The organism is Hamadaea tsunoensis DSM 44101 (genome assembly GCF_000428945.1).
In the GTDB taxonomy this organism is placed as follows: domain Bacteria; phylum Actinomycetota; class Actinomycetes; order Mycobacteriales; family Micromonosporaceae; genus Hamadaea; species Hamadaea tsunoensis.
This window is the reverse complement of sequence record NZ_AUAX01000039.1, coordinates 1-11,474: the sequence shown is the minus strand read 5'-3', so window position 1 is coordinate 11,474 and position 11,474 is coordinate 1. Positions and strand designations below refer to the sequence as shown.

At 70.6% G+C, this 11,474-nt stretch carries 8 protein-coding genes; 3 read left to right on the top strand and 5 right to left on the bottom strand.

All coding sequences use genetic code 11. The annotated features are described in order from the left end of the window. Nucleotides 1-50 precede the first annotated feature (50 nt). Entirely contained in the window at nucleotides 51-992 is a 942-nt protein-coding gene (locus G401_RS0135635; RefSeq protein WP_027346241.1) for a phosphotransferase family protein, read from the bottom strand. Nucleotides 993-1,046: 54 nt separating this feature from the next. On the opposite strand from G401_RS0135635, the gene G401_RS0135630 reads away from it, so the two are divergent. Continuing rightward, a complete protein-coding gene (locus tag G401_RS0135630) occupies nucleotides 1,047-1,574 on the top strand; it encodes a GNAT family N-acetyltransferase (RefSeq protein ID WP_322787772.1) in 528 nt (175 codons plus the stop codon). Between the two features lie 4 nt (nucleotides 1,575-1,578). Here the strand turns inward: G401_RS0135630 and G401_RS0135625 are convergent, their stop codons facing one another. Further along, nucleotides 1,579-2,793 carry an SLC13 family permease gene (locus G401_RS0135625; RefSeq protein WP_245601998.1) on the bottom strand — a complete coding sequence of 405 codons (1,215 nt, stop codon included), beginning with the start codon at nucleotides 2,791-2,793 and terminating at the stop codon, nucleotides 1,579-1,581. Between the two features lie 235 nt (nucleotides 2,794-3,028). Between G401_RS0135625 and G401_RS0135620 the strand changes: the two genes are divergently transcribed. Next, on the top strand, nucleotides 3,029-6,916 hold the full coding sequence (locus G401_RS0135620; protein WP_027346238.1) for a P-loop NTPase fold protein: 3,888 nt from the start codon (nucleotides 3,029-3,031) through the stop codon (nucleotides 6,914-6,916). A gap of 898 nt (nucleotides 6,917-7,814) precedes the next feature. On the opposite strand, the gene G401_RS50760 is transcribed toward G401_RS0135620, so the two are convergent. From G401_RS50760 to G401_RS0135605, 3 genes are all read right to left on the bottom strand, one after another. Next, nucleotides 7,815-8,495 carry a GtrA family protein gene (locus G401_RS50760; protein WP_245601996.1) on the bottom strand — a complete coding sequence of 227 codons (681 nt, stop codon included), beginning with the start codon at nucleotides 8,493-8,495 and terminating at the stop codon, nucleotides 7,815-7,817. An 82-nt stretch (nucleotides 8,496-8,577) separates the two neighbouring features. Further along, on the bottom strand, nucleotides 8,578-10,527 hold the full coding sequence (locus tag G401_RS0135610; RefSeq protein ID WP_027346237.1) for a beta-galactosidase: 1,950 nt from the start codon (nucleotides 10,525-10,527) through the stop codon (nucleotides 8,578-8,580). 99 nt (nucleotides 10,528-10,626) lie between these two features. After that, nucleotides 10,627-11,001: a VOC family protein gene (locus tag G401_RS0135605; protein WP_027346236.1), complete on the bottom strand. Its 375-nt coding sequence runs from the start codon at nucleotides 10,999-11,001 to the stop codon at nucleotides 10,627-10,629. Nucleotides 11,002-11,030: 29 nt separating this feature from the next. Here G401_RS0135605 and G401_RS0135600 point away from each other — a divergent pair, with 29 nt between their 5' ends. Further along, complete coding sequence (locus G401_RS0135600; RefSeq protein ID WP_027346235.1) at nucleotides 11,031-11,444, top strand: MarR family winged helix-turn-helix transcriptional regulator; 414 nt, start codon at nucleotides 11,031-11,033, stop codon at nucleotides 11,442-11,444. Nucleotides 11,445-11,474: the final 30 nt, after the last annotated feature.

Genomic DNA, 11,474 nt, shown 5'->3' with positions numbered 1-11,474 from the left:
CGGTTGTAGCGAAACCGTCACTCGGCGGCCCCGCCGTGTTCCCGTCGGGATCATGGTTCGGTGCGCCAGTGGCGGCGGGTGGCGAGCCAGCTGACGACCTGCTCGGCCTGGGCCCGCTGGAACTGCCGGATCGTGGGCAGCAGGGGCACCGGCGGCTGCAGCGACCGGCTCCAGAACAACGCCCCGAGCCCCGCGAGCGCCGCGTCCACAGCCTGCGGATCGGCGTCCCGCGCCAGCGGGTGATCCCGCCAGACCTCCTCGGGTACGCCGCCCCCGTGCATCCCGATGCTCGGCAGGGCCGACAGCAGATCGAACCAGCCGGCGCCGACCACCACCGAGGGCCAGTCCACGAACACGAGCCCGTCAGCGGTCAGCACGACGTTGTCCGCCCGCAGGTCGCCGTGCAGCAGAGTGTTCCCCCCGGTCGCGGCGGCGAAGCCGTCTCCCAGGGCGCGCAGTTCGTCCAGGTGCGGCCGCATCCAGGGGTCCACCTGCGCCGGCGTGACGTCGTGCCAGGCGCCGACCTCCCCGGCGTACTCGTCCGCCAGAACGGGAGCCGCGATCGGGGTCGGCGTCAGCAGTCCCGGCAGCACCGCTGCCGCGTCCAGGAACCGGCGCAGCTGCTCGGGCCGCCACGGCTGATCCGGCGTACGCCCGTCGACGGCGTCGGTCGCGAGGATCACCCAGTCCCCGTCGTCGTGCAGCCACCGCAGCCGGGGCGCGGGAACGGATTCCGGCAAGCCGGGCAGCACCGCCGCCTCCCGCCGCAGGGCGACCGGCGCGAAGTCGTTGCGGGCGAAGTCGCACGCCTTCACGAACACCTGCCGCCCGTCCGCGAGGGTGAGCACGGAGGCGAGACTCGGCGAGAACCCGCCCGCCCGCGACTCGGCCGCCGCGACCGGCGCGCCCACTCCGCACTCGATCACAGCCTGAACCTTCTGGGGCAGATCGTCCCAGCGGAGCCGGTTGCCGCCCTCTGCGCGTACTGACATGCGCCCCATCACAGCCGAGCGGAACCCGGTTGTCAGGTGATTTACGCTGGGTTGGTGATCATCGAGACCGAGCGCCTTGTACTGCGTGACTGGCTGCCCACCGATCACGAGCCGTGGGCCGCGATGAATGCCGACCCGGCCGTACGCGAGTTCCTCGGCCCGCCGATCACCCGCGAACAGGCCGACGCCTCGATCGCGTACTTCCAGGAGGCGCTGGACCGCAACGGCTACGGCTTCTGGGCCGTCGAGGTACGTGGCACCGGCGAGTTCATCGGCTTCACCGGTCTCGACGACGTGGACGACTTCATGCCGTTCACCGGAGTGGAGATCGGCTGGCGGCTGGCCCGCTCCGCCTGGGGCCGCGGGTACGCGACGGAGGCGGCCCGGGCCGTGCTCGCGTACGGGTTCGAGACGTTGCGACTGCCGGAGATCTTCGCGATCACGACGACGACCAATGTGCGGTCGCAGGCGGTGATGCGGCGGCTCGGGATGACCACGGACCCGGCCGAGGACTTCGACCACCCGGAGATCGAGGAGGGCGACCCCCTGCGCCGCCACGTCCTCTACCGCATCAAGCCGTAGCTCCTCACAGGGTGAGGGCGAAGACGCTGGCCGCCAGCACCGCCGCTGCCGTGATCGCACCGGTGAGCAGGAACCTCCCCCACTTGATCTCGACACCGGCGGCCCGGCACCGTTCCAGCCAGAGCAGGGTGGCCAGCGACGCCCACGGCGTGATCAGCGGCCCGACGTTGGTCCCGATCAGCAGGGCCAGCACCTGATCGTGGTTGGCCAGCGGGATCACCGACTCCCCCGCCTTGTACGCCGGCAGGTTGTTCACGATGTTGGCCAGCACCCCGCCGGTGGTGGCCGCCCGCCACATGCCTTCCGCGCCGGGATCGGTGCCGATGAAGTACGCCATGACCTTGTCGAGCCCGTGCCGGCTGATGGTGTCGACGACGAAGAACAGGCCGGTGACGAAGACGATGAGCCGCCACGGCAGCAGCGACCAGCGCAGATGCTGCCGGTCCCAGACCGCGTACGCGATCACGAGGCCGAGCGCGCACACGACGGAGACCGCCCAGAGCGGTACGCCGACGAGGATCCCGGCGATGAAGACGAGACAGGCCGCGGCGGCCACCCGGAACAGCCGCCGGTCGGCAGGCACGTGCGGACGCGGCGGCACGTACGCGGGCGGGTTGGCGCGCCAGTAGAAGACCCAGAGGCACACGGCGACCACGATCAGCGCGGCGGCCTGCGGCAGCGCCATCCGGGCGGCGAACTCCAGCGGCGAGAGGGCGACCCGGTCGGCGGCGAGCAGGTTGGTCAGGTTGGACACGGGCAGCAGCAGGCTCGCGGTGTTGGCCAGCCAGACCGTCGTCATCGCCAGCGGCAGCCGGCCGACGCCGGCCCGGCCGGCGGTGGCCAGCATGACCGGCGTGAGCAGCACGGCCGTCGTGTCGAGGTTGAGGAAGACCGTGTTCAGCGTCGCGAACGCCACGCACAGGAAGAACAGCCGGCCGTTGCGGCCGCCGCCCGCGATCGTGACCCGGGTCGCGATGACGTCGAAGACCTCGGCCTTGGCCGTCAGCTCGGCCAGGATGATCACGGCACCGAGGAAGACCAGCAGCGGGGCGATACGGCGTACGGTGTCGGCGGCGTCGGCCCGCGGGAGCAGCCCGGTCGCCACGAAGACCAGACCGGCCGCCAGCAGCACGATCGCCAGCCAGTCGAGGCCGGATAGCCAGCGTGCACCCCGGGTCGCCCCCTCGTCCTCGGCCACCCCGCCGGCGGGATCGTCCACTGGTGCCACCTCACGTCGCCGCCGAACCCGGGTCTTCACCGCTGACAACACCTCATCCGGTCGATGGATACGGTCCGGTATCCATCGGGTCCCTTCTTTCCACCAACGCGACGTGCTATTCACGTATCAGCCGTGCCCCGCGAAAGCCGTGCGGCACACGCGAAAACGGGCACACGCGCGAACGGGCACACGCGAAAAGACGGTATCGCAGGACGGCAACCGGGGGTAGCAGCGCATGTCGGCACCGTACGAGGAACTGCTCAGCGGCCCGGCCGCGCACATGACGTTCGTCGACAGTGGAGAAGAGCTGCTCGTCGCGGTCGCCCGCGCCCAGGGCATCGAGATCCGCCGGGTCGCGGACAACCAGATCGTCGACGTGATCGACCCCGACCGCACCGTGTACGCGGTCCTCGCCGTCCCGGCCGGCAACGGCGAGGAGCAGTACCTGATCGCCGGCGGGCCGGACGGCACGCTGCGCGCGTACGACGTCGGGCGGCGGCATTCGCTGGTCGCCGAGCGGCACATCGGGCCCGGGATCCAGGATCTCGCGTACGCGCGGGACGACGCGGGCGAGGAACTCATCGCGATCATGCACCGGGACGGCATCACGCTGTGGCACCGGCAACGGCAGGAGCTGACCGTTCTGGCGCATCCCGCCGAGGCCGGCCGGGCGACCGGGTTCAAGCTGTGCCTCTACCGGGCGTTCGACACGCTGTGGCTGGCCGGCGCGTACTCGGATGATTCGCTTCTGGTGTGGCGGCTGGACGGCGACGGGCCGCGCCTGGTCGCCCGGCTGCCGCAGATCCACCGGGGCCAGGTCTGGACCCTGGTCAACGTCGACGGCCCCACCTCCGGGTACGCGGTGGCCAGCGGCTCGGCCGACGGCACCGCGCGCCTGTGGCGGGCGGACCTGACCAGCGGCCTCGTGCAGGGCCGGATCCTGCAGGCCGGTTCGACCGTACGCCGGCTCGGCGCGGTCACGGACTCGGAGCTGCCGCTGCTGGTGACCGCGACGGCGGCCGGCGGCGTGGCGCTGTGGCGCTTCGACGGCGAGACCGACCGCCCGATGCGCGAGATCACCCGGCATCTCGGCGAGGCCTGGTCGCTGGCCTGCGCCGCGACGGTCGACGGCGGCATCGTGATCGCGTCCGGCGACATGCACGGCGTCGTGCAGGTGTCGAAGCTGCGGACCGACGTGATCAGCGACCGGACGGCGATCGACGTCTACCAGGCGCAGGGCACGACCTGGGCGGCGACGTCGGGCGGCCTCGCCGACGGCACCTACGTGGCGGTCGCCGGCGTCGACCAGATGGTGCACGCGCTCGACCCGGCCGCCGAGGCGCCGGTCCCGGTGGACATGCACGGCCACGTCAGCACCGTGCGCAGCCTCGCCTCGGCCGGCAACGCGCTCGACCCGCACGTCATCAGCGGCGGCGCCGACCGGCGGGTCCTGGACTGGGATCCGGTCACCGGCGAGCTGCGCCGCGAGATCCCGATGGCGCACCAGGGCGAGGTGTGGGCGCTGGCCACGTTCGTCCTGCGCGGCGCGCAGTACGTCGCCAGCGGCTCCGCCGACGGCACGGTCCGGGTCAGCCGGCTGGCCCCCGACGCCACGCCCCGCACCCTCGCCGGCGACCTCGGCGCCGTCAACGCGCTGGTCGCCTCGCCGGACGGCGAGGACACGCTGCTCACCATCGCCTCCACGCGCGGCGTCCGCATCCTGTCGGCCCGGCAGGAGCAGGTGCTCGAGCAGATCTCCAACGCGCCGGTCGCCGCCGCCTGCGGCGTCTTCGACGGCAGCCGTCACCTGGTCGTCACCGCCCGCCCCGACGGCGACACCTGCATCCTCGACGTCATCGACGTCCACGCGCGCTCCGTCACCACGACCTTCCGTTACACCCATTCGAGTACGCAGGTCAGCGCGCTCGCGGCCGCCCGGCTGGGCGAGGACGTGCTGATCTTCGGCGGCTGCGAGGACGGCCGGATCCTGGTCTGGCAGATCGACGGCACGCTCGTCGGCCACCCGGCCCACTGCGGCACGTCGACCGTACGCTCGATGGGCATCGTCGACGTCGGATTCGCGGCCCTGACCAGCGGCCCGACCGTGACGGTCCCCTCCCTGTACGCGGCCGACGACGACGGCCGGGTGCGGCTGTTCCCGATCGCGGCCGGCAGTCTGCTGCGCTCCGGCGGCTCGATCGGCACCGGGGTGGCCCCGGCGGCGATCCTGCTGCAGGACCAGCCGACCGGCCTGGACACGTTGTCCCGCAACGAGCTCGTCGAGACGATCAACGACGTCCTGATGTCGCCCGCCACAGAGCCGCCGGTGGTGATCGGCGTACACGCGCCGTGGGGGCAGGGCAAGTCCAGCGTGCTGCGCCAGCTCCGCAAGCGCCTCGACCCGAGCCGGGCCGACGTCAGCACCTCGGAGCTGCGCGCGGAGGCGGCCCCGGCCACCCATCACCTCGTCCCGCTCGGGCCGCCGCCGAGTGCGCTGCGCCGGTGGCGGCAGGGCGGCGAGGTGCGTACGCGGCTGACCCGGGCCTGGGCCTGGCGGCAGGTGCAGAAGCCCCGCGCCGGCGGCGGGACCGCGCAGTCCCTCGGCTACGAGATGCGGCCGAAGCCCGGCCAGGAGCGCAACGCCATCACGGTCTGGTTCAACCCGTGGATGTACGAGACTCCCGAACAGGTCTGGGCCGGCCTGACCCGGGAGATCCTGAGCAGCATCACCGAACGCCTGCCGCTGGCCGAACGCGAGCGCCTGTGGTTCGACCTGAACCTGCGGCGTACCGACCCGTCGGCGATGCGCAAGCGGATCCTGCTCAGCTACATCCCGCGGTCCCTGCTCGGCATGGTCATCGCCCTGCTGGCCGGCGTGGTCGCGGTCGTCGCCGTCTCCGCCATGGCCGTCACCGCCGTGCAGACGCTCAACCTGGCCGCCCTGATCGGCTCGTCGGCCGTGATCATCCTGACCGTGCTCGGCTTCATCGGCAACCTCACCCTGAGCAGCTTCCAGCAGGTACGCGGCTGGCTGGCGCCCGGCGTCCTGAACCGGCCGACCGGGCAGGGCGTGACCTCGTCCAGCCGCGACGACGGCACCGAATGGAAGTCCGTACGCGATCCGATGGAGTCGGGCCAGCGCGGCTACCTGTACATGCTGCAACACGACGTCGGCGAGGTACTCGAACTGGCCAGCACGTCGTCGCAGATCGTCATCCTCGTCGACGACCTCGACCGCTGCGGCCCGCACATCGTCTCGGACACCATCGAGGCGGTGAATCTGTTCCTCAACAAGGCGTTCGGCCCCTGCCACTTCGTCATCGCGCTGGACCCGTCGACCGTCGCCGCGCAGCTGGAAACCGTCTACGACTCGATCCGCGCCCGCGCCTCGGACGACCCGTCGAGCTTCGGCCACCTCCAGCACACCGGCTGGCGGTTCATGGAGAAGATCCTCGACCTGCCGATCCGCCTGCCCCGCGTACGCGACGCCGCCATCGCCACCTACCTCGACGAACTCCTCGACGCGACCGGTCCCGCCGCGCCCACCCCCGCCGTCGTGCGTACGCGTGTCTCCGTCCCGCCGGCGGCCTCCGTCAGCGGCGGCGGCGTCAACATCGACACGTCCACCGAGGAGGTGACCGTCGCCGGGCCCGAGGATCAGGGCGTACAACTCGCCGAATACCTCGAAAGCCTCGCCCCCGTACGCCGCGCGCTGCGTACCGCCGTGCTCGCCCTGCCCGCCCGCAACCCGCGGCAGACCAAGGCGTTCGTCAACCTGTGGCGGTTCTACATGGTGCTGGACTACCGCACGGGCTTCCTGTCCAGCAGCCTGACCGCGATCGAACGGCACAGCATCGAGATGGCCCGCTTCGTCGAGGTCATGGTCCGCTGGCCGTGGCTGCTCGACGCGCTCGGCGCGCACCGCGGCGAAGAGGCGTCGACCCGGCGGATCATCCTCGCCGAACTGCTCGACGCCTGTTCCGACACGGACCGCTGGCGATCGTCCGTCCTCTCGGCGGGACTGGATCCCGACGACCCGGCGACCATCGGCCTGCGCAACCTCTTCTGCCGCCCGGACACCGACGCCGACGTCTTCGCCTCCATAGCAGTCCGCTACCTGTAACCCCCTCCCACCCACACTCCACGATCAACCTCGACGATCTTGCGCGAATGCCCCGAATTTCGTCCGGAGTGCCTGTATTGCCCGAACATTCGCGCAAGATCGTCGCCGGTTTCAGGGGGCGGGGGCGCTGGTTCGGCTGGGCCCGGTCGGACTTTGTCGCGACTGTCCAGTATGGGCGGAGGTGCACGCCGCGACTCTTTGATCATGTAACGCTATTCCGGCGACGGGGACCCGTCGACCTTGATCGTGTAGCGCCATTTCGGCAGGGGAGCGCTCTTTTGCCGGAATGGCGCTACATGATCAAGGAGATTGCCGCGATCATGCCGGGCCCGCGGTCGGCTCCCCCGGACTTTGTCCCGACTGTCCGATACGGGGTTCGGGCGGGTGGGCTTATCGGTGATCGCTCGCGGCTGGGATGTAGTTTTCGGACCCGCTCCCTCGATCCACTACGGCTGGGATGTAGCTATGGGGCGATTTCCTACACCGAACCGCTTTCGATCTTGGGCGAGGGTGCGGTTTGTACATCCCGGGCGCTGTGGATCACGGCCCAGCAGTTCCGGCGCCGGCCGTCGCCTGCGATGCGGGAACAATCTTCCGCCAGGTGGGCAGATGCCGCCGATCTCTTGATCGTTTACGGGTGAGGTGTAAATCCGGCCCGGTCCGCATGATCGTTTACGCATCAGGTGTAGCCGGAGGCGGTCAGCATGCTCCAGAACCGCAAACGATCATGCACTCGGCGGCCGTTTTACACCTGAGCCGTAAACGATCACCGCCCCGGCCGCCACCGAGCGCCCATATCGGACAGTCGCGACAAAAGCCGACCAGGCTGGGGCAGACGGACCGGGGCAGACGAGCCGGAGTTGGACAGTCGCGGCAAAGGACGGGCGAAGGGGGCGAGTCAGCGCCGGCCCTTGCCGGAGGAGACCTTCTTCCCGGACGGAGCCTTAGGCCCAGGATTGCCGGATTTGCGGCGATTAGCCGCGGTCGGCGCGACGATCGGATGGCCCTTGGTGCCCGCGGTGAGGTGGGCCGCGACCGTGGAGTTGCCGGCGGGCCGGACGTCCTGGTGCGGGAAGACCCACTTCTTGAACGCCCACAGCCGGAACACCATCGCCAGCAGCGTGCCGAGGATGATGCCGGAGACGAAGTCGCTGACCTCCTGGGTGAACCGGGTCACGTCCGGTACGCGGATGTCGAGCATGTAGCGGGCGATCCACATGGGTACGTCGTTGAGGACGACGCCGATGCCGCTGATCGCGAAGAAGAGCGCGGCTTCGTGGTGGCGTTCGCGGCCGCCGCGGGTCCGGAAGGACCACTCGCGGTTGAGGACGTAGGAGGCCACGGTCGCGAGGATCGTGGCGATGGTGAGCGCCGTGACCGGTTTGTCGCCCAGGATCGTGAGCTTGAGCGCGTAGTTGATCACTACGGTGATCATGAAGCAGGTTCCGCCGACGATGAGGAACTTCAACGCTTCACGGTGGTGCAGGATCTTCGCGCGGAGCGGCTCCGGCAGCTTGGCCAGCACGCGGCCGATCATGCTGGAGGCCCGGCTGCGCAATCCCTTGGGTTCGTCGGTCACCGGGGCAGCCTATCTCCGCAGTGATCGGCGTGCGCGCCGAGAGCCCCGCCGAACGGGGCGGAGCTCGTGGCGCGCGTCACAATCAACCCGGTAGACCGCCGATGATCACCAGGTCGCCGGGTCCGGTCGCGCTGATCATGGTGCCCCGGTGGGTCACCGCCGCGACCTCGGCACTGTCCAGGAACGAATTGGTGCCCTTGACTATGACGTCGTCCAGCGCGCCGTCGACCAGCCGCACGATCGCCGCGCCGCCGCGGGCCAGGGTGAAGGCCAGCTCCTCGCCCTCGACCGCGATCCGCACCGGGCCGTCGTTGTCACTCTGGGCAAGAACCGTGAGGTACGCGACGCCGCCCTCGCCCGTACGCCGGTAGACGTCCGCGTGTCCGGCGACGACCCGGGCGCCCGGCTCGGCTGTCGGGCCGGCGACCAGCGGAATCCCGGCCAGCAGGGCGCACGGCCGCAGCTGTTCGTCGGTCTCCGGCAGCGGCCCCTCGATCGTGAGCAGCCCGCCGGCGGTGGCGTACGCGGCCAGTTTCCGTTGCACGTCCTCGGCCATGAAATTTCCACCGGGGACGGTCAGGTGCTCGACGGCCGCCAGTTCGTCCGCCGTGGCGGCTTCGAGATCGACGAGCGTGTAGTCGAGTCCGGCCGACCGCATCCGCTCGTGGTACGCGCGCAGCACCCGGCCGCACTGCGGCACGTCCGGGTCGGCCGACCAGGCGGCGATCCCCGCGTACGGGCGGTAGAGGCCGAAGGCGCCACCGGTCTCGGGGACGCAGGCGAGGAACTCGTCGCCGTGCCGGGCGAAGAAGTCCGCGAGCGCCTTCACGACCGGCGCCTTCACCGTGGCCGAGCCGTCCTCGGCGATCGGCGAGCAGTCCGGGTACGGCTCGGTGTGCTGGTCGTCCAGCTCCCGCAGCCAGCCGGAGGTGCCGACGCCGGTGTAGACGTTGAATCCGGTCGCCCCGGCGGCCAGCGCCAGCAGCGTCTGGTGGTGACTCGTGGCCGCGTCGGCGTACGCGCGGTCGTAGAGCTCGGAGAAGCCCCAGTTCTCCTCCATGTTCGGGCCGGGGGCGAGCTTGGCCGCGATCACGTAGCGGGCGTGCGCGTCCAGGTCGGTCGAGACCACGCCCATCCAGTTGGTGAAGCCGTAGTCGATGCGGTCCCAGCCGGCCGGGCGTACGCGGGCCAGCCAGTCGTCGAGTTCCTTGATCGTCGGCGGGTTGAGGTTCACCACCGTCGGGACGTCGACGCCGACCCAGTCCGTCCACATGCGATAGACCCGGCCGAGGTACGCGTCGTGGAACCGGCCCCAGTCGGCGTAAACGAGAGGGTGCTTGGCATCCCAGGCCCGGGGCCCGTCGACGTCGGACCAGGACCCGAAACCCGTCCCGTGCCGCAGGTTGTACGCGTCCACCGACCCGTACCACTCGGCGAGGCACTCGCGGTAGAAGGCGAGCCCCGACGGGCTGTAGTCGAAGGCGGTGACCTCACGGGCGCCGTTGGTGTAGATGCCCTCGTTGGCGATCTGGATCATCGCGACCGGCCCCTCGGGGAACAGCCGCCCGTCGAGCACCTGCCGCCCGACCGCATCCAGCCATTCCCGCGTGTACGCCGAGAACACTGCTCCGAACGGCGCCGGCAGCGGCCGCCCGGACGGGTGCTCGGGCAGGTCCCAGCCCCACCGCGAGGGCTGCCCGGCCGAGTCCAGCAGCGGTTCGATGCGCTCGTCCGCGATCGGGCCGACCCAGTCCGGCAGGCCGCCGTAGGTCGTCTCGGCGTGGATGAACGGGCCCGGCTTCGCGATCACCGTGAGCCCCGCCGCCTGGCACAGCTCCAGGAAGCCGACCACGTTGCGGCTCGGATGCGTCTGGCCCGTGAAGTCGGGCGCCTCGCCGGCCACGGGCTGGTGGTGCCGCCACGGGATGTAGCAGGTGACCACGGTGATGCCGAGGTCGTCGCGCAGGGCGCGCAGCCGGTCGGCCCAGACCTCGGCATCATCGCGATAGTAGGGGTAGTCGGCGGTGTTCAAGACACGCCCGTTTTCGCTGCTCACGCCCGTACTCCCGGCTATCGCGGTACTTATTTCGGAAGTAAAACTAACTTGCGTACAACGAGCGCGTCAACCACTTCAGTAGGTCTGAATCTCCACGAGGTTGCCTTCCGGATCGCGCACGTACGCCGACCTGAGGTTCCATCCTGGACGGTCGGCCGGCGGGGCGACGACCACCTCGGCGGGCAACCGCGCGACCAGTCCGTCGACGTCCGGCACGACCAGGACGAGCATCATCCCCGCACCCCGGCCGGGCTCGGTCGCGACCGCCGCACCGAGCGCCGCGCGCCCGAGGATCGCCAGACCCGTCTCACCGTCGAAGTCGAAGCTCGCGTACTCGAACTGGGGCACGACCTTCTCGGCGGCGAGGCCGAGCGTCTCGGTGTAGAAGCGGACGGTGGCGGCGAAGTCGTCGGCGATGACGCGCGGGTAGATTCGTGGGTAGTTAGCCATAGTGGTAACTTACCAACTATCCTGAACCCATGGTCGACCGCCTCCACTCCCTCCCCGTCTACCAGCTCTCCCAGCTCGGCAAGCGAGGCCGCCGGCGCCTCATGGACCAGTTGGCCGGACGCGGCCGGACGCTCCGCGAGATGGCGGTCCTCGCCGCCCTCACCGAACGCGGCCCCAGCTCTCAACGCGACCTCTGCGATCTTCTCGGCCAGGACCCCAGCGACCTGGTCCGCACGATCGACGCCCTGGAGCAGGCCGGCCTGGCCCGGCGGGAGCGCGATCCCGCCGACCGCCGCCGGCACCTCGTGACCCTCACGGAGGGCGGCGTCCGCGAGCTCGAAGCCTGTGAGCAGACGGCCGAGGCGGTCACCGCCGAGGTGCTCGCGCCGCTCTCCGCCGAGGAACGCGCGACGCTCACCGCGCTCCTGCGCCGCTGCCTCTGACCCACTCCCGACGATCTCGCCTCCACTCCC

What these genes read in the sequence shown, in the direction of transcription:
- G401_RS0135635 (WP_027346241.1), bottom strand. Translation starts at nt 992, where the DNA reads ATGTCAGTACGCGCAGAGGGCGGCAACCGGCTCCGCTGGGACGATCTG.
- G401_RS0135620 (WP_027346238.1), top strand. Translation starts at nt 3,029, where the DNA reads ATGTCGGCACCGTACGAGGAACTGCTCAGCGGCCCGGCCGCGCACATG.
- G401_RS0135605 (WP_027346236.1), bottom strand. Translation starts at nt 11,001, where the DNA reads ATGGCTAACTACCCACGAATCTACCCGCGCGTCATCGCCGACGACTTC.
- G401_RS0135600 (WP_027346235.1), top strand. Translation starts at nt 11,031, where the DNA reads ATGGTCGACCGCCTCCACTCCCTCCCCGTCTACCAGCTCTCCCAGCTC.